Annotated in this window: 17 protein-coding genes; 8 read left to right on the top strand and 9 right to left on the bottom strand. The window is 57.6% G+C overall.

Features of this window, described 5'->3' with window-relative positions; genetic code table 11:
- Window positions 1-10: 10 nt before the first annotated feature.
- Window positions 11-1,015 (bottom strand): taurine ABC transporter substrate-binding protein, encoded by a 1,005-nt coding sequence (locus BM352_RS04850; RefSeq protein ID WP_090219859.1) that lies wholly within the window; start codon window positions 1,013-1,015, stop codon window positions 11-13.
- Window positions 1,016-1,507: 492 nt separating this feature from the next.
- Here BM352_RS04850 and BM352_RS04845 point away from each other — a divergent pair, with 492 nt between their 5' ends.
- From BM352_RS04845 to BM352_RS04810, 8 genes are all read left to right on the top strand, one after another.
- On the top strand, window positions 1,508-2,920 hold the full coding sequence (locus BM352_RS04845; RefSeq protein ID WP_090213214.1) for an aminotransferase family protein: 1,413 nt from the start codon (window positions 1,508-1,510) through the stop codon (window positions 2,918-2,920).
- A 139-nt stretch (window positions 2,921-3,059) separates the two neighbouring features.
- A complete protein-coding gene (pdxR, locus tag BM352_RS04840; protein ID WP_090213212.1) occupies window positions 3,060-4,523 on the top strand; it encodes a MocR-like pyridoxine biosynthesis transcription factor PdxR in 1,464 nt (487 codons plus the stop codon).
- A gap of 199 nt (window positions 4,524-4,722) precedes the next feature.
- Entirely contained in the window at window positions 4,723-6,492 is a 1,770-nt protein-coding gene (gene xsc, locus BM352_RS04835; protein ID WP_090213210.1) for a sulfoacetaldehyde acetyltransferase, read from the top strand.
- 86 nt (window positions 6,493-6,578) lie between these two features.
- Window positions 6,579-7,517, top strand: a complete 939-nt coding sequence (locus BM352_RS04830) for a phosphate acyltransferase (RefSeq protein WP_090213207.1) — start codon at window positions 6,579-6,581, stop codon at window positions 7,515-7,517.
- Entirely contained in the window at window positions 7,514-7,930 is a 417-nt protein-coding gene (locus BM352_RS04825) for a hypothetical protein (protein WP_090213204.1), read from the top strand. Before BM352_RS04830 ends, BM352_RS04825 begins: the two co-directional genes overlap by 4 nt.
- 12 nt (window positions 7,931-7,942) lie before the next feature.
- Complete coding sequence (locus BM352_RS04820; RefSeq protein ID WP_090213202.1) at window positions 7,943-10,753, top strand: molybdopterin oxidoreductase family protein; 2,811 nt, start codon at window positions 7,943-7,945, stop codon at window positions 10,751-10,753.
- Complete coding sequence (locus tag BM352_RS04815; RefSeq protein ID WP_090213199.1) at window positions 10,750-11,493, top strand: 4Fe-4S dicluster domain-containing protein; 744 nt, start codon at window positions 10,750-10,752, stop codon at window positions 11,491-11,493. Before BM352_RS04820 ends, BM352_RS04815 begins: the two co-directional genes overlap by 4 nt.
- Complete coding sequence (locus tag BM352_RS04810) at window positions 11,493-12,368, top strand: dimethyl sulfoxide reductase anchor subunit family protein (RefSeq protein ID WP_090213196.1); 876 nt, start codon at window positions 11,493-11,495, stop codon at window positions 12,366-12,368. Before BM352_RS04815 ends, BM352_RS04810 begins: the two co-directional genes overlap by 1 nt.
- A gap of 72 nt (window positions 12,369-12,440) precedes the next feature.
- Here BM352_RS04810 and BM352_RS04805 read toward each other — a convergent pair whose 3' ends face one another.
- The 8 genes from BM352_RS04805 to BM352_RS04770 all read right to left on the bottom strand — a co-directional run bounded on the left by BM352_RS04805 (window position 12,441) and on the right by BM352_RS04770 (window position 20,833).
- Window positions 12,441-13,139, bottom strand: coding sequence for a phosphatidylserine decarboxylase (locus BM352_RS04805; protein WP_425434551.1), 699 nt, complete (start codon window positions 13,137-13,139; stop codon window positions 12,441-12,443).
- A gap of 62 nt (window positions 13,140-13,201) precedes the next feature.
- Window positions 13,202-13,990, bottom strand: coding sequence for a CDP-alcohol phosphatidyltransferase family protein (locus BM352_RS04800; RefSeq protein WP_090213190.1), 789 nt, complete (start codon window positions 13,988-13,990; stop codon window positions 13,202-13,204).
- Window positions 13,991-14,017: 27 nt separating this feature from the next.
- Entirely contained in the window at window positions 14,018-14,419 is a 402-nt protein-coding gene (locus BM352_RS04795; protein WP_090213188.1) for a diacylglycerol kinase, read from the bottom strand.
- A complete protein-coding gene (locus tag BM352_RS04790) occupies window positions 14,416-16,083 on the bottom strand; it encodes a phosphoethanolamine transferase (protein ID WP_245780915.1) in 1,668 nt (555 codons plus the stop codon). Before BM352_RS04790 ends, BM352_RS04795 begins: the two co-directional genes overlap by 4 nt.
- A 112-nt stretch (window positions 16,084-16,195) precedes the next feature.
- On the bottom strand, window positions 16,196-17,503 hold the full coding sequence (hisD, locus tag BM352_RS04785) for a histidinol dehydrogenase (RefSeq protein WP_090213183.1): 1,308 nt from the start codon (window positions 17,501-17,503) through the stop codon (window positions 16,196-16,198).
- A gap of 116 nt (window positions 17,504-17,619) precedes the next feature.
- Window positions 17,620-18,213, bottom strand: a complete 594-nt coding sequence (locus BM352_RS04780; RefSeq protein WP_090213180.1) for a hypothetical protein — start codon at window positions 18,211-18,213, stop codon at window positions 17,620-17,622.
- Window positions 18,210-19,853 (bottom strand): hypothetical protein, encoded by a 1,644-nt coding sequence (locus tag BM352_RS04775; RefSeq protein WP_090213178.1) that lies wholly within the window; start codon window positions 19,851-19,853, stop codon window positions 18,210-18,212. The genes BM352_RS04780 and BM352_RS04775 overlap by 4 nt, the downstream gene beginning before the upstream one ends.
- Window positions 19,850-20,833 (bottom strand): membrane dipeptidase, encoded by a 984-nt coding sequence (locus tag BM352_RS04770; protein ID WP_090213175.1) that lies wholly within the window; start codon window positions 20,831-20,833, stop codon window positions 19,850-19,852. The genes BM352_RS04775 and BM352_RS04770 overlap by 4 nt, the downstream gene beginning before the upstream one ends.
- Window positions 20,834-20,841 lie beyond the last annotated feature (8 nt).

The raw sequence follows: 20,841 nt of genomic DNA, 5'->3' as shown, positions 1-20,841 counted from the left end.
CTAGCCGGTGCTACATTTCAGACGCAGCTTTCAGCGGGCCTGTGTTTACAGTCGCCTCATAGCTTTCGAGCGCCGCGTCGATGGATTTCGCGTTTACGAAAACATCAGCCACACCCTTCATGAAGGTCTGTGCACCACCGCCAAGCCATGTGCTGCCAAGCTGATCTTCCATGTTCGGAAATGCGAACCCTGCAAGCGTTGAGGCCGTTGCTGCTTCATCCATACCCGCGTCTTTTGCGATCACTGGCAACATCTTCGCGTGGTTGGCTTCATCGGCCCACATTGCGTTGGCGTCTGCGGTGACCTTCAGGAATTTCGCAGCCATGTCGCCATTCTCGGCCACGAAACCAGCCGGTGCAGAAGTCACATCGAACACCAGAATGCCAAGCGCTTCTTTTTCAGCGCCAGTCAACAGGATGTTGCCAGCCTCTTTCATCGTACGCAGCGCGCCACCCCAACCACAGGCCATATCAACAGACCCTTGTGAAAGCGCCGCAGCACCTTCTGCAGGCGCCATGTCCACAACGCTCATGCTCGAAATATCCACGCCGAAGTGGTTCATCTGGCTCAGGAAGCCGTAATGCGCGGCGGTGCCCAGTGGAACCGCAACCTTTTTGCCAGCCAGTTCGCCAGCGGAGTTTTTGTCAATTTCCAAGCCCGAAGCGACAACGCAGTTGTCGTTCTCGGAGTAGGACACGGCCACGTCAAGGATCTGGATGTCCTGACCCGCAGAGGTCGCAACCACGAACGGTGGCACACCTTGGGACACGGAAATGTCCACGTCGCCGGATGCCATGGCGGCCGACATTGCGGTCCCGGTATCGAAAGAAACCCAAGTCACAGGCGCGCCAAGCGCCTCGTCATAGGTGCCGTTTACTTTGGCATACTGGAATGGCATCGGCCACTCGAGGAAGTAGCCGACGGTCAGCCCGTGGCCGTCCGCCATCGCGGCTTGAGCGCCGGTCAACAGAGCAACGGAGGCCGCTGCATTCATCAGTTTTGTTGTAAGTTTCATAAGTTCTTCTCCCATGTCGAACTACGCGCGCCTAGGGCGCTTTGTTGAGTGTCGGACCGCCCTCTTGGAGGGTCTTGTTCCGTGCGGAAATGCGTTCCGAGCAAACCACAAGGCTCTGAATAATCCAACGCAGATCTCATCAAAGCCCAGTGTTTCAAGTTTTTAAACGACTCCATCCGGTTTTCCCGCAAGCAAGCTAGGCGAGGTCATGCAGCCTACGTCAATCCATTTAGTTTATCCACTCAACAGCCAATTCAGCGACGCTTCCACACCGTCAAAATCGGTAAGCAACTGTTATTGCTGTAATTAGCATCAGAAAAACGCTATCTCACCCACCAACACCGCGACAAACTGGATCTATTTGTGACTTCACTCTGGCCCTACGGCGCGCCAAATTTCCATGCAGCTTGTGTTATAGCGCTATAATTCAGGTGCAAGACCGAGAATCGCCGGGGATCTACCCGGTTCCCTTTATTTTACTGGAGTAAGCCGATGGACGGTAATCTGCAAAGCAATGATCTCTCGGGTGTTGTCGAAGCCGACCGCGCCCATGTCTGGCATCACCTGAGCCAACACGCAGGGTATATGGCTGAACAGGGCCGCACGGACCCCAAGATCATCGTTGAAGGCAAGGGCCTCCGGGTGTGGGATCAGCACGGTCGTGAGCATATCGATGCGGTCTCCGGCGGCGTCTGGACCGTAAACGTTGGCTACGGTCGCGAAAGCATTGCCAATGCGGTGCGCGATCAACTGGTGAAGATGAACTTCTTCGGTGGCACGATGGGTTCAATTCCGGCCGCCCTGTTCTCAGAACGCCTGATTTCCAAGATGCCAGGCATGAGCCGCGTCTACTACGCCAACTCCGGCTCGGAAGCGAATGAGAAAGGCTTCAAGATGGTCCGCCAGATTGCGCATAAGCGCTATGGCGGCAAGAAGCACAAAATCCTCTACCGCGACCGCGACTACCATGGCACTACGATTGCCTGCCTGTCAGGTGGTGGTCAGGAAGAACGGAACGCGCAATACGGCCCTTACACGCCCGGCTTCGTAAAGGTCCCTCATTGCCTTGAGTATCGCGCCATGGACCAAGGGCTCGGTGATTTGTCAGGTGAAGCCTACGGCATCGCTGCCGCCAACGCGATTGAAGAGGTCATCTTGCGCGAAGGCCCCGACACTGTCGGCGCGCTTTGCCTTGAGCCCGTCACCGCAGGCGGCGGCGTCATCACGCCTCCCGAAGGCTACTGGCCGCGCGTACAAGAAATCTGCAAAAAATACGACATCTTGCTGCATATCGACGAAGTCGTCTGCGGCATGGGACGCACCGGCACATGGTTTGGCTATCAGCACTACGGCGTGCAGCCTGACATCGTCACCATGGCCAAAGGCGTGGCGTCCGGTTACGCGGCGATTTCGTGCTGCGTGACGACCGAGGCCGTATTCGACATGTTTAAGGACGACACGTCCGATCACCTCAACTACTTCCGCGATATCTCCACATTCGGCGGCTGCACCGCTGGCCCTGCGGCTGCGATGGAAAACATGCGCATCCTTGAGGACGAGAACCTGCTCGAAAACACAACTGCCATGGGCACCTACATGCTGGAGCAGCTTGAAGAGCTGAAAGGCAAACACGCCTGCATCGGTGATGTCCGCGGAAAGGGCCTGTTCCTCGGCGCAGAACTGGTCGCCGACCGAGAAACCCGCGCACCATTGCCCGAGAAGCTGGTCGCCCAAGTCACCGGCCATTGCATGAGCCGCGACGCGGTCATCATCGGCATGACCAACCGCTCCGTGCCCGGCTATAACAACACCCTGTGCTTCTCGCCGGCCTTGATTGCGACGAAGGACGATATCGATGCAATCATAACGTCGGTAGACGGAGCGCTAAGCGCAGTAGTGGGCTAACGCGCCATTTTCGACTTCAAGTATTGCCCCGCCGCACGAGAATTGCGGTGGGGCTTTTCTTTGGATCACCGCGCCATTGCGTCCACACATCATCACTGCGAGTATATCCAAACTATCACCCCACTTAAGGCCAGCTGATATGTCCATTGCTGTTGAGACATTCTTCCTAGACCCCGCCTTCGAAGGCACACTTCAACAGCAAATCCAGCAGATGGTCGCAGGCGGCATCCTGTCCGGTCGCTTCCGCCCCGGCGAAAAACTCCCATCCTCGCGCAAGCTCGCCCAGCACTTAGGCGTCAGCCGAATAACGGTAACCCTCGCCTACAATGAGCTGATGGCAGACGACTATTTGTCGTCCGCCGGCCGTTCCGGCTATTTCGTCTCGGAGAACGCGCCAGAGCCGCCTCAACTCAGTCCGCGCTCGTCCTTGGATACCGTTGATTGGGCCCGCGCCATCGGCAACAGGTTTTCGGGCGGACTGCAAATCGAGAAACCCCTGGACTGGCGCAAATACAAGTACCCGTTCCTCTACGGTCAGGTCGATCCGGCACTGTTTGATCGCCAGAACTGGCGCCTATGTGCCGTGCGCGCGCTTGGGCAGCGGGACTTCGACAGCCTGACCGCCGATCAGGTCGATCGCGACGACCCGCAGCTGCTGGAATTCATCGCACGCAACACGCTTCCGCGCCGCGGCATTCTGGCCAATCCGGACGAAATCCTTATCACAGTCGGGGCGCAAAACGCCCTTTGGCTGGCCGCTCAGGTCTTGCTGACCCAACGCCGGACAGCTGCTCACGAAGACCCCTGCTATCCCGGCCTACGAACGATCCTGCATCAGTCGCGCTGCCATCGGGTCGAAATCCCCGTTGACGGTGACGGGTTGCCGCCAGATCTCATCCCTAAGGGTGTCGATGTTGTCTTTACGACTCCCAGCCACCAATGCCCCACCGCCTCGACGATGCCAATCACGCGACGCAAAGAGCTTTTGCGTCGTGCTTCGGAGGACGACTTCCTGATCGTCGAAGATGACTATGAATTCGAGATGTCGTTTCTGAAGCCGCCATCTCCGGCCCTGAAGTCGCTGGATGAAGACGGGCGCGTGATCTATGTCGGCTCGTTCTCCAAGTCGCTCTTCCCAGGATTGCGTTTGGGCTATCTCGTCGGCTCCGCTCCGTTCATCCGCGAGGCGCGGGCGCTTCGCACGGCAGTGCTTCGGCATCCGCCCGGTCACATGCAACGCACGGCAGCTTACTTCTTGTCACTAGGCCACTACGACGCGTTGGTAAGGCGCTTGCGCAACGCCTTGCATGATCGCCGTCGTGTTATGGACCATGCCTTGGCGGAACATGGTCTGACCGTTGCTGGGGCTGGCGCGTTCGGCGGATCTAGCTATTGGATGCGCGCGCCGGATGGCATTGACACTCACGAACTGGCCAGCCGCCTGCGCGAAAAGTCCGTCTTGATCGAGCCCGGCGCGGCTTTTTGCGAAAGCAACCAGCGCGAGTACAAGCATTACCGGTTGGCTTATTCCTCCATATCAGCCGCTCAAATCTCCCCTGGAGTTGCGCTAATCGCGGCGGAAATCAAAGATATGCTGCGCTGAATTAGCGTTTTGCGTCTTGAGATGCACTTCTCTCGAACTCTATTTTGCAACACAAAGTCCAAGCGTTCGCGGCTTTTTTGGATATATCGACCAAACAATCTGGTCATAACACGACTCTGATCACCGGCATAGTTTCGGCGCAGACTCGTGTTCAGAGGCAACCGCGCCCTGACTTTTTACTTCACTGGGAGATCGCACCATGAAAATGACGACCGAAGAAGCCTTCGTCAAAACCCTGCAAATGCACGGCATCAAACATGCATTCGGCATTATCGGTTCGGCCATGATGCCAATCTCCGACCTGTTCCCTACGGCTGGCATCAAGTTCTGGGACTGCGCCCACGAAATGACCGCAGGTATGATGGCCGACGGCTACACCCGCGCCACCGGCGAGATGTCGATGATGGTTGCCCAAAACGGCCCGGGAATCACAAATTTCGTGACCTCCGTAAAAACCGCTTACTGGAACCACACCCCGCTGCTGCTGGTCACGCCACAGGCCGCCAACAAGACTATCGGCCAAGGCGGCTTTCAGGAAATGGAACAGATGAACCTGTTCAAAGACTGCGTTGCCTATCAAGAAGAAGTGCGGGATCCGACGCGCATCGCGGAGGTTCTGAACCGTGTGATCATGAAGGCCTACCGTGCGTCCGCCCCTGCGCAGATCAACATTCCACGCGATTATTGGACCCAAGTGGTCGATATCGAACTGCCCGTCGTGGTAGATTTCGAGCGCCCATCCGGCGGCGAGGAAGCGGTTAAATCGGCGGCAGAGTTGCTGTCTTCGGCCAAATTCCCTGTCATCCTGAACGGCGCAGGTGTCGTCCTTGCGGGCGGCATCGACGCGTCGATGAAGCTTGCCGAAACGCTCGATGCGCCTGTCTGTGTTGGCTACCAACACAACGACGCATTCCCTGGCAGCCATCCGCTGTTCGCTGGACCCTTGGGCTACAACGGCTCCAAGGCCGGCATGGAATTGATTTCCAAGGCTGACGTTGTGCTGGCTCTGGGGACCCGCCTGAACCCGTTCTCGACTCTACCCGGCTACGGGATCGATTACTGGCCAACAAATGCGAAAATCATTCAGGTTGATCTCAACCCTGATCGCATTGGCCTGACCAAAAAAGTCGCGATCGGTATCGTGGGCGACGCCAAGAAAGTCGCTGAAGGTATCCTTGCGAACCTGAAAGACGGGGCTGGTGACGCTGGCCGCGCCGACCGCAAGGCGACGATTGCGCAGACCAAGTCCGCATGGGCTCAGGAATTGACCTCGCTGGACCACGAAGAGGACGATCCGGGCACAACTTGGAACGAACGTGCGCGAACTCGCGAGCCTAACAAGATGTCACCCCGCCAAGCATGGCGCGCGATTCAATCGGCTTTGCCAAAGAACGCGATCATCTCCTCCGACATCGGCAACAACTGTGCAATCGGCAACGCCTACCCGTCATTCGAGAATGGACGCAAGTACCTCGCACCAGGTCTTTTCGGCCCATGTGGCTACGGCTTCCCAGCTATTGCAGGCGCGAAAATCGGTTGCCCCGACGTGCCAGTTGTCGGCTTCGCAGGTGATGGCGCCTTCGGGATTTCGATGAACGAGATGGTATCGGTTGGCCGCGGCGACTGGCCTGCAATGACAATGATCATCTTCCGCAACTACCAATGGGGCGCCGAAAAGCGGAACACCACCTTGTGGTTTGACGACAACTTTGTGGGCACTGAATTGAACACGAGCGTGTCTTACGCCAAGATTGCAGATGCTTGTGGCCTGAAAGGGGTGCAGGTTGATAGCATGGAGTCTCTGACCGAAGCCCTGAACACTGCGGTCAAGGAGCAGATGGAAAACAATGTGACGACGTTCATCGAAATTCTTCTGAACCAAGAATTGGGTGAGCCATTCCGCCGCGACGCTATGAAGAAGCCTGTTGCTGTGGCTGGGGTCGCCGCATCGGACATGGCTGCCGAATAAACGGCGCTTGCTGAAACGCGTGAACCCGCCTCAAGCAATTGAGGCGGGTTTTGCGGTGAAAAGGCCGCGTTTAGGGAGAGACCGCCATGACACCCACCAATCCATTCCTATCCCAACGCGAAGCGGTGTGCCCGTCTTGGCTACTCGCCATGGCTCAAAAAGCGCCCACCCCGCGGGTTGCTATCGCCCGCGCAGGTGCGCCGCTTCCCATGGAGGCCGCCCGCGATGCAACCGAGGCAAATATCATGGAGCCGGTCTTTACGGGAGAGCGGAACCTGATTGAAGCCGAGGCTGAAAAGCTGGGTTGGGACATCTCCCAGTTCGAGATCATAGAGGCCACGGGCGAGCAAGACAGTGGGAAGGCCGCCGCAATGGCCTGTGGTGAAGGTCGGGCCGATGTTATGATGAAAGGCCAGCTGCATTCCGACGCCTTCATGCGTGCCGCCCTTGCCCGAGACGCGGGCCTTCGCACCGGAAACCGCCTCGTTCACATCTTCCATATTTCCCACCCTGACGGTGGTCCTTCGATCACAATCTCGGACGCCGCCGTAAACGTTGACCCGAATATCGACACGCGGAAAGACGCGACCCGTGAGGTGGTTAAGCTGCTTCAAATGCTGGGCAATGATCGACCCAAAGTAGCGTTCTTGTCCGCGACTGAATCAGTGCTGCCAGCCGTTCCATCCTCGGTAGAGGCGAAGGAACTGGCAGACTGGGCGAAATCTGAAATCCTGACCGCCGATTTTTCCGGTCCACTAGCGCTTGACCTGATCCTTAGCCCGAAAGCAGTTGCCACTAAAAAGCTGACATCCGATCCCGTCGCAGGTCAGGCCGATGCGATAATCGTGCCGGACATCGTGTCGGGGAATTCGCTGTTCAAGTCCTTGGTCTATCTGGCGGGCGGGTGCGCCGCCGGCATCGTGATGGGGGCTAAGGTTCCGGTTTTGCTGACCTCTCGCGCCGATCCACCCGCTGCGCGCATGGCGTCCTGCTGTCTCGCGGCAATTGTAAACGCAGCCAAATGAATACACTCGCGACGCTCACGAACCTGCACCCTGCGGAGCTGGCGTTTCTCGCTGGTGTTGTTTTCTTTGCGGCGATGGTGCGTGGGTTTTCTGGCTTTGGCTTAAGCGCAGGGGGCATGTTCATTGCCCTTTACCTTCTGGCTAGGCAGTTGCCACCCCGCACCATGCGCGGCACACTTTCGGTCTATCTTTTTGGTGCGGGCGCATTGGGTCTTTTGACCCACATGCTCGTGGGGACAATGGATCAAGTCGCTGTCGCTCGCGGGCTGTTCTTCATCCTCCCAACTCTTGTTGGCTTTTATGTGGGGCGGGCTTTGCTCCTGCCAAAACTCGAAAAATACTACAGACCTTTCTGCCTGACCTTGTTGCTCAGTCTTGCCTCACTCGGCTTGGCGCGCACCGTCACCAACTGATCGGAGACCTCGATGAACCAACCAGTGATAAACCTCTCCCCAAAGGTGAGTGACGAGATCCGCAAAACCACCTGCTACATGTGCGCCTGCCGCTGCGGGATCAATGTGCACATGAAGGAAGGAAAGGTCGCCTATATCGAGGGCAACCGCGATCATCCCGTCAACCAAGGCGTGCTTTGTGCCAAGGGCTCGGCTGGGATCATGCAGCACAACGCGCCATCCCGATTGAAGGCCCCGCTGAAGCGGACTGGGCCGCGCGGATCAGGCGAGTTTGAGCAAATCACCTGGGAAGAGGCATATGACATCGCCGTCGGCATCCTGAAGCCGATCCGCGAGACCGCTCCGGAAAAACTGGCGTTCTTCACGGGCCGCGACCAATCGCAAAGCTTCACCTCGCTTTGGGCACAGGGCTTCGGCACACCGAACTATGCCGCACATGGCGGGTTCTGCTCGGTCAATATGGCCGCCGCAGGCATCTACACCATGGGCGGTGCGTTCTGGGAATTTGGCCAGCCCGATTGGGATCGCACGAAGATGGTAATGATCTTCGGCGTTGCCGAGGATCACGACTCCAACCCGATCAAAATGGGGCTCGGCAAAGTCAAAGCGCGCGGCGCCAAGGTGTTCGGGGTGAACCCCGTGCGCTCCGGCTACAATGCGGTGGCGGATGAATGGGTCGGGATCACGCCGGGCACGGACGGGTTGTTCATCCTCGCGCTGGTGCACGAGCTGTTCAAGGCCGGCAAGCTGGATCTGGACTATCTGGCCCAGTTCACCAACGCCCCGGCGCTGGTCAACGGCGACGAGAAGTCAGAAGATTTCGGCCTGCTGCTGCGCGACAAAGACAACAAGCTGATGGTGATGGACCGCGCCACAGGCAAACCCGCTGCGTTTGACGCCAAAGGCGTGAAGCCTGATCTTGCGGGCTCACTTCGAGAAGCGGGCGTTAGCCACCGGTCCGTGTTTCAACACATGGCTGAAAAATACCTCGACCCGCAATATGCACCCGAAGCGGTGGCCGAACGCACAGGGATTTCGGTCGACAGGATCAAACGCATTGCGGCCGAACTGGCGGATGTGGCCTTCAACCAGTCGATTGAACTGGACCGAGAGTGGACCGACTTCCGCGGCAACGCGCACACGAAAATGGTGGGCCGGCCCGTTTCGTTCCATGCAATGCGTGGAATTTCGGCCCACGCCAACGGCTTTCAAACCTGCCGCGCGTTGCACATGCTTCAGATCATTCTGGGCAGCGTGGAAACACCCGGCGGCATGCGGTTCAAGCCGCCCTATCCCAAACCGCCGGAAGCGCACCCCAAGCCGCACTATGGCGTTAAACCCGGCCAAGCCCTAGACGGTCCGCATCTGGGCTTCACCCACGGCCCCGACGACCTATGTCTGCGCGAAGACGGCACTCCGGCCCGTATCGACAAGGCATTCACGTGGGAAAACCCGATGTCGAGCCACGGCATGATGCACATGGTGATCTCCAACGCCCATGCCGGTGATCCATACAAGATCGACACTCTGTTCATGTACATGGCGAATATGTCGTGGAACTCCTCAATGAATACGCGTGGCGTGATCGAGATGTTGACGGACCAAGACAGTGACGGGAACTACGTGATCCCGAACATCATCTATTCCGACGCCTATAGCTCGGAAATGGTGGCCTATGCCGACCTGATCCTGCCCGACACCACCTATCTGGAACGCCATGATTGCATCTCGCTGCTGGACCGTCCGATCTGCGAGGCGGACGCGGTGGCCGACGCCATCCGTTGGCCAGTGGTCGAGCCCGACCGCGACGTGAAAGGCTTCCAGTCTGCGCTGTGTGACCTTGGCGGCCGTCTGGGCCTGCCGGGCTTCGTCAATGAAGACGGCTCCCAGAAGTACAAGGATTACGCCGATTACATCACCAACCACGTCCGTCGCCCGGGCGTCGGCCCGCTGGCTGGTTTCCGTGGTGACGGCGACGATCACGGGCGCGGCGAGCCGAACCCGAACCAACTGGACCGCTACATCGAAAATGGCGGATTCTGGATGGAGCACGTCCCAGAGGATGCCGCATTCTACAAACCTTGGAATATGAACTATCAAGACTGGGCGGTGAAAAAATCCTTCTTCGACAAGCCCCAGCCCTACCTGTTCAACCTTTATGTAGAACCGCTGCGCCGGTTCCAACTTGCAGCAGAAGGTGTCGGCACCCGCCAGCCTCCTGAACACCTGCGCGAACGGATCAAGGAAACGATGGACCCGCTTCCGGTCTGGTACTCCAACGAGGAGGAGAACCGCGCCTCCGAATACCCGATCACCGCACTAACCCAGCGTCCGATGGCAATGTATCACTCATGGGGCAGCCAGAACGCGTGGCTGCGGCAGATCCATGGGCATAATCCGCTCTATGTCTCAAAGAAGATCTGGGAGGAGAACAAGTTCTCCGAGGGGGATTGGGCCAAAGTCACTTCGCCTCATGGCGAGATCGTCGTGCCTGTCGCCTTACAAGCCGCGCTGAACGCCAACACGGTCTGGACGTGGAACGCCATCGGCAAACGCAAAGGCGCATGGGCGCTGGAAGAGGACGCGCCGGAGGCCACCAAGGGCTTCCTGTTGAACCACTTGATCCACGAGTTGCTGCCGCCCAAAGGCGACGGGCTCCGCTGGGCGAATTCCGACCCGATCACCGGACAGGCTGCATGGTTCGACCTAAAGGTGCGCATCGTGAAAACCCCTGCACCAGCAGAGAGCCAGCCCAACATGCCCGCGCAGAAATCACCGGTTGGCAAAGGGCCATCCCACCTAGAATGGAAGGTTGGAAAATGACCACTCTCCCGACCCATACCGAAAAAAAGCTCGGTCTCGTGATCGATCTAGACACCTGCGTCGGCTGCCATGCCTGCGTGGTCTCGTGCAAAGGTTGGAACACCGAAAACTACGGCGCGCCCTTGTCGGACCAGAACCCCTACGGGGCTGACCCGTCCGGCACCTTCCTGAACCGCGTGCATTCCTATGAGATTACGCCGGACGAAGGTGCCGCGATGACGGTGCACTTTCCCAAATCCTGCCTGCATTGCGAAGACGCGCCGTGTGTCACCGTGTGCCCCACCGGAGCCAGCTACAAGCGCGTCGAGGACGGCATCGTGCTGGTCAATGAGAGTGACTGCATTGGGTGTGGCCTATGCGCATGGGCCTGCCCCTATGGCGCACGCGAGATGGACCAGGCAGAAGGCGTTATGAAGAAATGCACGCTTTGCGTAGATCGCATCTACAACGAAAACCTTCCCGAGGAAGACCGCCAGCCCGCCTGCGTGCGCACCTGCCCCGCAGGCGCGCGCCACTTTGGCGATCTGGGCGACGAGACGTCCGATGTCTCCAAGCTGGTCGCCGAACGCGGCGGCATGGACCTGATGCCTGAGCAAGGCACTAAGCCAGTCAACAAATACCTGCCGCCACGGCCGAAGGATGACCAAATCGACATCCTTGCCCCCTTCTTGGAGCCGGTGGCGCAGGAGCCGACAGGCTTCCTTGGCTGGCTCGACAAAACGCTCGAAAGGATCGGCTGATGCATCCAGCTCCGTCAATTATCGCCTTCACTGTCTTTTCGGGGATCGGATTTGGCCTGCTGACCGTCCTTGGTTTTGGCAAACCCGACGTCTCTGGGTTCACGGCCTTCGTCTTTTTCTTCATCGCCTATTTGTTCGCAGTTGGCGGATTGATCTCCTCCACGTTCCACCTTGGGAACCCACGACGTGCGCTCAAGGCGTTCTCGCAGTGGAAAAGCAGTTGGCTCTCGCGCGAAGGATGTTTGTCTGTCGCCGCCTTGATGGTGATGGGCGTTTACGCCATCGGCGTGGTATTCCTAAACACGCGTTGGACACTGCTTGGGTTGCTGGGGTCGGGCTTGTGCCTTGCTACGGTGTTCGCCACATCGATGATCTACGCCCAGATCAAAACTGTGCCACGATGGAGCAATTGGACAACGCCTGTGTTGTTCCTACTTTACGCTATCACGGGCGGTGCATTCATGGCCGGGCAGACCTCTATCGCTGCCCCGATGCTACTGGTGCTCGGCGCGTTTCAGTGCGCGACGTGGATCATCGGCGACAAGCAATTCGCAGCCTCAGGCTCAACAATAGAAAGCGCCACTGGCTTGGGACATATGGGCAAGGTGCGCATGTTCGAGGCACCCCACAGCTCTAAAAACTACTTGATGAAAGAAATGGTTCATGTGGTCGGCCGCAAGCACGCACTGACCTTACGCATCATTGGCGTTTTGTTCCTGTCCCTGTTTCCCTATTTGCTGCTCGTCATGCCGCCATTCTACCACCTGATATCGCTGGTGGCGCTGTTGCTGCATATCATTGGCGCGCTCACCCTGCGCTGGCTTTTCTTTGCTGAGGCGGAGCATACGGTCGGCCTTTATTACGGCAAACGCTAGAGACTACCTCATACGAAAAAAGGGCCTCACTTCGCGGTGAGGCCCTTTGTGATTTCTGGAGTTGCGCGGTCCTTAGATGGAAACGCTGCGCACTGGCGCTTGGCTTGAGTTCAAATCCGCAAGAAGCGTTTCACCCGCAACAGCAGTGGTTCCAACCGAAACGGCCGGTTGAATGCCTTGGGGCAAGTAGATGTCCAATCGGCTGCCAAAGCGGATAAGGCCGAAGCGTTCGCCCGTCTTGATTGTGTCACCGACATTGACGAAACACACGATACGACGCGCAACAAGGCCTGCGATTTGAACGACGCCGATCCTGTGGCCATCAGCCGACTCAATAGTGAGGCCGTTCCGCTCGTTGTGCTCGCTTGCCTTGTCGAGCGAAGCGTTAACGAACTTCCCCTTGTGGTAAGCAATCTGCGTGAATGTGCCGCCCATCGGGGCGCGGTTCACGTGGCAGTTGAAGACGTTCATGAAAACCGAAACGCGAAACACGGGCACATCGCCAAGCTCAAGCTCTGGCGGCGGCGCAACTTCTGAGATCAGCGACACCACTCCATCGGCGGGCGATACGACCAAACCGTCTTGTTGTGGCACCGAACGCACTGGATCACGGAAGAAATAGTAGCACCAGACTGTGGCCCCGAGACCCAACCAAAACAGCGGCTCCCAAATAAGACCAAGCACAACGGCTATCGCTGCGAACGCAGCAACGAATTTTCGGCCTTCGGGGTGCATCGGCACCGCCACGATCTTCAGCATATCCATATCAATGTCCTGTCCATTTCGGGGCTGGCACGGTCAGTGACACCAAAGACGCGTTAGGGCAAGTGCACCTAGCCCTCGGCCAACCGCGATTGCCGCTCGCGGGTGTAAGAGACCGGCAACGATCCGAGATACAGCAGGTTCGCAACAAGGAACGTGTGCCAAGGGTAAACCATCAGGCAAATCACAACGATGGCAGAGCCGATTGCAATCATCGGCAGATGGTTTCGGCTGACCGACGCGTGCTTGATCGAAAAGGTCGGGATCGTGCTGACCGCCAAAAGGGCGATGCAGATCTCATAGACCGCGATGATGTGGGAATGGGTGCCCAAATTGGTCCAGCCGACAAGGCTTAGGAACACCGGCATCAGCGCCAAAGACGCAAGTGCGGGGGCCGGTACTCCCACGAAATAGTCCCGCTTTCCTGCTTGTGGCGGAATGGACAATCCGACGTTGAACCGCGCCAGTCGAAGTGCACAACAGATCGCAAGAACAAGGCAACTGAGCCAGCCGAGGTTCTGGTAATCCGACGCATGGTAGAAAGCGTTATATATGAGCAGCCCGGGCGCTATGCCGAAATTGAAGAAGTCGGCCAATGTATCAAGCTCTGCGCCAAAGGGGCTGGCGGTATCCAGATAGCGCGCAAGCTTGCCGTCCGCCGCGTCCAAAAAGACTGCCAGCATAATCAGGTATAGTGCGGCAGGGATATTGCCCTCGATGCTCATGCGAAGCGACGTCAAACCGGCGCAAATGGCAAAGACCGTCACCATGCTCGGCACAATGTGCCGTAGTTTGATCCGTCTCTCTGTTGCAACCGGTGGCGTCGGGACGCCATGGCCTTCGTTCTGCTTTGACTTCATGTCTGCCAAGTTCTCAACCCTTACGGCCTAAAGCCCAAACCCGTGTCTCGCTACGACAATCGCAACGAGTGTTCCACCTGCCAGCAAAACACACATAACGGCAAGGGACCCCAAGTCTTTAGCATCCCGAGCGAACGTCGCCCAGTCCGTAGTAAGATGATCAACGATACATTCAATCGCTGTGTTTAGCGCCTCGACAGCAGCCAACAGAAGGAACACCCCGATCAGAAGCGCAAATTCAATGAGGCTAGCCCCGAGTGCGATGAAGAGCCCAAGCAGAGCAAGCATCGCAAACACTTCGTGGCGAAATGCAGTTTCCTCCCAAAGTCGGCGCAAACCCTGATTAGAGTAATTGGCCGCAGCAAGCAGATGAGCTTGGCCCGTCACCCGTTTGGGTTTGGGTTTGGAAGTTGAACGTGGTGCGCTCATTTCCTCACCACCTGCAGCGCGGGTTGGCAGCCATCAAACACATCTAGCGCGGGTTGTCGTTCCACTGTTTTGACGTCGAGCAGACCCAGTATCGAATGGAACAGGTTCTCATGGCTCAGTGCGTCCTTTGCTTTGCCAGCGACGCATCCTGTATCCACCTCGAAGGCCGCTTTAAATTGATCTGACAGCCACATGATCATCGGGACTTTGGTTTGAAACTCAGGCGCCATGAAGTAGGGCGATCCATGTAGATATATCCCGTTCTCACCCAGTGACTCTCCGTGGTCCGATACGTAGAGCAGCGAAGTGATCAGCCCGTCCTGCGCCGCCAGAAATTCGATTATCTCGCTCAGGATATGGTCGGTGTAGGCGATCGTATTATTATAGGCGTTGGTGATCTCCTCCTGCGTGCAATTCTTGAACTCCGCCGTGCGGCAAGCGGGGCTGAATTTCTCGAACCCGGGTGGGTATCTCAGATGATAGGTCGGTCCGTGGCTGCCGATTTGATGAAGGACCAGAACAGTGTCTTCGGTGATCGACGGCACGAACTCTTCTAGATACTGCTTGAAGATTCCGTCAGTGCATTCGCCGGCCGGGCAGAATTCTTCATTCTTGGTGTTGGTAAAACTTCGCGTTAGCACGCGTGCAGCGATCGCCTTGCTACCTGTGTTATTGTCCCACCATTCCACATGAAACCCAGCGTGGTTCAGTACGTCGAGCACGTTTTCTGTGGTTGTGCCACGCACAAAGGAATACTCGCTTCTGCCGTATTTCGAGAACATGCAGGGCAAAGACACCGCCGTCGCGGTTCCGCATGAATCCACGTCCGAGAAACTGATCACCGGCTGTTTCGCCAGCTCAGGGTTAGTCGGGACCCCGTAGCCGTTCAAACTGAAATTCTGCGCGCGCGCTGTTTCTCCGGCGACGATTATTGTCAAAACGGGTTTGTTGAGGCGTGCATAGCTTGGGCCTTTTTTGGCATCTGTTCCGATCGGCGCGATAGGTGCGTTCTTGGCCCGCGTAATCATCTTTGCATAGCGCACAGCGCCGACAATCGGAGCACCGGGTTGAAAGCTGCTCATGAAATCCTTCCGCTCGCGCAGAATGGACGAATAGGCTTTGTAGTTGCTCATCAACAACCCCGCACCAAGGGCAATTCCCAGAACCATCAGTCCAGCTGTCGCACCCAGTGTTCCAACCCAAGACACGCGCTTGATCTTTACCCATAGCACCACCGCAGCGGGCATTATCCCGAACAGCGCGACATGCAGGACGAAGCCCGGAGTAAACAAGTGTTTCGATTCAGTCATGGTGGTTGTGGCCACGTTCTGGATCATCTCACGGTCGATGATCACGCCAAGGGCGTCCATGTAGTAGGACGTAACCGCCGACAGAACCAACAGCCCTGCCATCGCGGGCTTAACCAAATGCCGAAAACTAAAGATCGACAAGAACGCTACGAAAAGGAAGTAGAGCGCGAAGTTGAATACGATCAAGAGCCCCCAGCTATCGGCGAAAATATCGGTGCCTTTGTCCCAATAGGTAGCGTTATATCCAAATATGACGACCGCAGCGACGATCATTGTCAGTGCGGCTGGCGCCATTTTGGGTCGGTATTTCCGCAGAAGTTTGGGGCCTGCTGCGTCTCGTTGTCTGGGTGTCATGTGAACTGCCGTCAAGTTATCTCGACGGTCTTGAACACGGCATCCTTACAACAAACTTACGGGCCCCTTGCGCTCGCCTCGTTTCGCGAGCATTCGCCTACGTCAGACATGCTCAGTCAAAGCGCTCCTGATGCGCGACTTCGAAGCCCCAGTCATCTTTTTTGCCAAACTTCTGCAAACGCCAATCGCAGGCACGTGCGTGGGCGTCCATCCCTTCGGTTCGAGACAGCCTTGACGCAACAGAAGACATCATCGGGTCCGCATCGGTCCGGATTTCCTGCCATGTCAGGATCTTCAGGAACTTCATGACATTCAGTCCGCCAGTATAGCGCGCAGCTTGGCGGGTGGGCAAAATGTGGTTCGTGCCAGAGCACTTGTCGCCATGGGTCACAGTTGACCCTTCGCCCAAGAACAAGGAGCCGTAGTTCCGCAACCTGTTCTTCCACCATTCAAGGTCTGCCGCCTGCACCTGCAAATGCTCGCAGGCGTATTCGTCAGACACTTTGGCCATCTGCTCGCGATCATCGCAGATGACAATTTCGCCGTGGTTGTCCCAAGCTTCGACCGCGACGCCTCCGGTTGGCCAGTCTTTGGCAATTTGCGGCAAAATACGGTTCACGGTGTCAGCAAGCTCTGGCGAAGTTGTGAAGAGCCAAACAGGTGACGTGGTGCCGTGTTCCGCCTGTGATAGCAAATCGATCGCAACGGTCATTGGATCAGCGGTTTCATCCGCGATCACAGCGCTTTCTGTGGGGCCTGCGAACAGATCGATCCCTACGCCGCCAAACAGTTGCAACTTCGCCTCCGCAACGAACGAGTTGCCGGGCCCGACCAGAATATCGGCAGGGCGCGCACCGAACAGGCCCATGGCCATGGAGGCCACGGCCTGCACTCCGCCCATCTCAAGGATCAGATCAGCGCCTGCCAAATCCATCGCATAAGCCACGGCAGGGTCTATCGCATCCCCGCGCGGCGGCGAGGCCGCAACCACGAAGGGCACGCCAGCGGCTTTGGCTGTGGCAACGCTCATCAGCGCCGACGCCACATGCGCATAGCGCCCACCTGGCACATAGCAGCCCGCGCAATCGACAGGCACGCAGCGCTGGCCCAAGGTCACACCGGGCTCGGTTTCGAGTTGGAAATCCCGAAGGCTTTCACGCTGCGCAATCGCAAAACGCTTGATCTGCGTGTACGCGAACTGAATGTCGTCTTTGGTTTGCTGTGAAACTTGCGCAATTAACGCGGCTTTCTTCTGTTCCGAAAGCGCAAAGTCCTGTGTCCACCCGTCCAAATCCTTGGCGTAGGTGCGAACGGCCTCTTCGCGGTTCTCGCGAATATTGGCGAGCATGTCTTCGACGATGGCGCGCGTCTTGCGGTCTGCTTCCAACTTGTCGACCTGCGGTTTCTTAAGATGCTTCATTCGCCTACCCTCTGAGTCATAGTCTCCTATCAAGGGATGTTTCACCACGGTGGGCAGTGCAAATTGTATTCAGGGATACGGCGATACTTTCAAGAAACCCGAAGGTCTGCTTTGTTCTAGTCGTTGTCTTGCAAGCCCGCGCCTGCTCCCGACATTCGAGAGGCCTCGGAAGATGGGACGAATGTCCGCGCGGCCAGTACCGCCAAATGCTCCAACGGCACCAACGGCACAGGCTGGGCCGGCCCAAGCTGCGGCAAACCCTTCGTGGATTTCGCGATCATAACTGTGCGTGCATCAGGCCGATGAATCTCTGCGCGGACGCCATAGACCCGCTCCGCGCGCAACAGAACCGGCCAAAGCAACTGCGGCCAATCCAGATCATGCAAGACTACCCTTTCCGCGCCGCAAACGAAGGCATCGGTCAGGGCCGGTGCCGCCATCGCGATCCGCGCTTCGTCAATCACAAGATGCTCTGGCGTGCCCTCAGAGCGCACCGGCACGTGAGGGCCTTCCAATGCTGCGGCGGCAATCGCAAATAGCTTCGGGTCACACATCAAAAGCTCTGCCATACCTGCAAAATCCTGCGCGTGGCCTAACGGCAGTTTCGCACCCAGTCCTGCCTTCAGCAGCAGCGCTTGCACCTCTGCCACAGACCGCCGCTCTGCAGGGTAGTCAGGCCCAGCGGCAAGAAAGGATGCAATCCAACTCATGCGTCAAACACCGGCAGCCACCAGTCATCCGCGTTGCCCAACTCGTCATGGAGCGGCGCGCCCTGCGCCAATGTGATACGGGTCCACCTGTCCGATTTGGGATCAAATTTTGCAGCCCCGAAAAACGATAGTTTACAGCGCAACATGTCTATCGGTCTGCATCGGTCGCAGATCAGGTTGTCACGTATCTCCGAGTAGGGATGCGTCATTAGAAGCTGCACCCGCCGCGCAGCGTCACGGTGCTGCGGCTTTGACCGCAAGAAATCCGCAAGGCTACCATCCTCGCCATCCAGTGCAGCCGCCAAAGCTTGTAACTGACGCGCGATGTCCAGCGGGCTTTCCAGATCGCCTCCCGGTTCTTCATGCCTAAGCCCCAAACGAGGCTCTTGTTTCTCCTCGCTGACATACCAGAACTGGGCAACCTCACGCGGGTCGTCAAAGTTGTAGTTCAGCGCCCAACCACAATTCGCCTGAAGTGTCGCGCGCAATGCGGCTACATCCATGCGTGCATCCAATGGCAAGGCGGGCCCAGCGCCCATGCAGTCAGTCAAACCGTCGACCAAATCCCCGAAGGGTTCCAGAACAAGCGAAACTACCAATTCCTGACATTCGACGGACAGAACCTGAGACGCCCGCACCAACTGGTCGAGCGGTTTCCGCTGATCCAGTAACGCGTTGAGCTGCGGCATCAAATCGGCCCAGTCGCGGCGAAGACATTCGATCCGGGCCTGTTGATCCGCATCAGGAACGTTCCACTGCTGCAAGTGCCGCGAGGCGCGTTCTGCCAGCTCTGTCATACGCACCCGCTGCGTTTCGGTCAGGGTCGCCACCGCTCGCACGCGTGCAAGTGCCGTTTCGCGGGCGATCATCCAGTTATTCAATAATTCGGGGTGGGACACCAAAAAGGGTGCCATCCCCAGCCCAGTAGAGTTTCCAATCCCAAGATGGCGCTTCAAGTTGCGGTCCAGTGTGGCTCCGCCAACATGCTCCACCAAGTCATGCGTGAACCCTCGGATCAGCCAGACTGTCAGCATTTCGGCGGCAAAGGGCCCTTCCAATCCCGGGCGTTCCGCTATGACTTGCCGATCTGCGATACCAAACTTTCCGTTGCCGTAAACGGCGGTTGTGCGCATCAGATAGCCGATCTGGCCAATCAACGTGGCGTCCGGCTGACGCCCCGCACGTAGAGCGTTGGTTACTTCGGCGAACAGACGCACGGATTTGTTGGCGCGACTCAACACGAGATCGCGCTCAGAAAACCGCCCCGCTTCCTGCTTTGGCGCGTTCTCCCTCAGCCTTTGGATCTCAGCGTCATCGGGCGTGCCGTCATAGAGCACGAAGGCCGCGTCCCACGCTTGGGCAATAACGCGGTCCGTGCGCTCATCGGGATCTAGTCGGTTTGAGAACGCGACAAGCGAATAGACGTGCCCGCCAAGCGTTAACGCATAGACAGCATGACCAAAGCCCTCTTCGCTTATCTGCCAAACTGGGCGAATGACTTTCGCGTCTTCTGCACCAAGTCGCCGCATCAAAACCCGCAAAAAGCTCATTCGCGAAGGGAACATCGACCCCATACGCTCCAGCCGCATGACCTCGTCGGGGCTGCGAAGCGGTTCTTGTGGCGGCAAGGCGATTGTCATGCTTCGGGCCCGAATGACGCCTCATAAAATCGAAGCCAATTTGCGCCCATAATGCCCTCGACCTCCAGTTCCGAGAAGCCGACCTTGCGCAGACCTTCTGTCAGGTTCGGCATATCTCGATTGTCGGCAAACCAGTCAGGCTGGGGTGGAAAGCCTGCATGATCTGCAGACCCTTCGCCGTAATCCATCTGCTTTGACCAGCGGCCGTTGCGCATCCAAGTCACCACGCTGTCGGGTTGGTCCTGACACAGGTCAGAGCCAATCCCCAAGTTCTGGACGCCATAGCGCGTCGCCGCCTCCGCAATCATCTCGCAAAAGCTGACCAAGGTGCAGTTCGGCCCGTCCTTCAAATGGTGCGGATACATCGAAAATCCCAGCATCCCACCCGAGCCAGTTAGCGCCTTCAGCACGTCGTCGGATTTGTTGCGCAACGCATTGTGCCACCATTTCGGGTTCGCATGGGTAATCGCAATAGGACGGCGGGAATGTTCAATCGCTTCAAGCGTGGAGCGGTCGCCAGAGTGGCTCATATCGACCACCATTCCAACGCGGTTCATCTCTTCAACGGCTTGCTTGCCGAAACGTGTCAGCCCCGAGTCATCGTCCTCGTAGCAACCCGTCGCCAGCAAAGACTGGTTGTTATAGGTTAGCTGCATGAAGCGGACGCCAAGCTGATGCCAAACCTCGATCAGCCCAATGTCATCTTCGATCGGTGACGGATTTTGGAACCCGAAGAACACGGCAGTTCGTCCTGTTTCCATGGCGTGCCGCACGCAAGCCGCCGAGGTGCCGCGCACTATCAGGTCCGGGTATTGCTCAAACCAGCGGTTCCACTGCGAGACGTTCAGCACCGCTTCTCGAAAGCTTTCGTGGTAGGCAATGGTGACATGGATCGCGTCAACACCGCCCAGCCGAAGCTGGCGAAACGCGGTCTCTGACCAGTTCACATATTGAAGGTTGTCAATAACAGGCGATCTCATAGGCGCAC

The organism is Litoreibacter janthinus (assembly GCF_900111945.1).
Lineage (GTDB): Bacteria > Pseudomonadota > Alphaproteobacteria > Rhodobacterales > Rhodobacteraceae > Litoreibacter > Litoreibacter janthinus.
The sequence above is the reverse complement of the archived record's forward strand: the minus strand, read 5'-3'. Positions and strand labels throughout refer to the sequence as shown.

Excerpts from the sequence above, each read along its gene's own strand:
- BM352_RS04830 (WP_090213207.1), top strand. The coding sequence starts at position 6,579 with ATGACACCCACCAATCCATTCCTATCCCAACGCGAAGCGGTGTGCCCG.
- hisD (WP_090213183.1), bottom strand. The coding sequence starts at position 17,503 with ATGAAGCATCTTAAGAAACCGCAGGTCGACAAGTTGGAAGCAGACCGC.
- BM352_RS04775 (WP_090213178.1), bottom strand. The coding sequence starts at position 19,853 with ATGACAATCGCCTTGCCGCCACAAGAACCGCTTCGCAGCCCCGACGAG.
- BM352_RS04815 (WP_090213199.1), top strand. The coding sequence starts at position 10,750 with ATGACCACTCTCCCGACCCATACCGAAAAAAAGCTCGGTCTCGTGATC.
- BM352_RS04800 (WP_090213190.1), bottom strand. The coding sequence starts at position 13,990 with ATGAAGTCAAAGCAGAACGAAGGCCATGGCGTCCCGACGCCACCGGTT.
- BM352_RS04795 (WP_090213188.1), bottom strand. The coding sequence starts at position 14,419 with ATGAGCGCACCACGTTCAACTTCCAAACCCAAACCCAAACGGGTGACG.
- BM352_RS04825 (WP_090213204.1), top strand. The coding sequence starts at position 7,514 with ATGAATACACTCGCGACGCTCACGAACCTGCACCCTGCGGAGCTGGCG.
- BM352_RS04810 (WP_090213196.1), top strand. The coding sequence starts at position 11,493 with ATGCATCCAGCTCCGTCAATTATCGCCTTCACTGTCTTTTCGGGGATC.
- BM352_RS04845 (WP_090213214.1), top strand. The coding sequence starts at position 1,508 with ATGGACGGTAATCTGCAAAGCAATGATCTCTCGGGTGTTGTCGAAGCC.
- BM352_RS04770 (WP_090213175.1), bottom strand. The coding sequence starts at position 20,833 with ATGAGATCGCCTGTTATTGACAACCTTCAATATGTGAACTGGTCAGAG.
- pdxR (WP_090213212.1), top strand. The coding sequence starts at position 3,060 with ATGTCCATTGCTGTTGAGACATTCTTCCTAGACCCCGCCTTCGAAGGC.
- BM352_RS04790 (WP_245780915.1), bottom strand. The coding sequence starts at position 16,083 with ATGACACCCAGACAACGAGACGCAGCAGGCCCCAAACTTCTGCGGAAA.
- BM352_RS04820 (WP_090213202.1), top strand. The coding sequence starts at position 7,943 with ATGAACCAACCAGTGATAAACCTCTCCCCAAAGGTGAGTGACGAGATC.
- BM352_RS04780 (WP_090213180.1), bottom strand. The coding sequence starts at position 18,213 with ATGAGTTGGATTGCATCCTTTCTTGCCGCTGGGCCTGACTACCCTGCA.
- xsc (WP_090213210.1), top strand. The coding sequence starts at position 4,723 with ATGAAAATGACGACCGAAGAAGCCTTCGTCAAAACCCTGCAAATGCAC.
- BM352_RS04850 (WP_090219859.1), bottom strand. The coding sequence starts at position 1,015 with ATGAAACTTACAACAAAACTGATGAATGCAGCGGCCTCCGTTGCTCTG.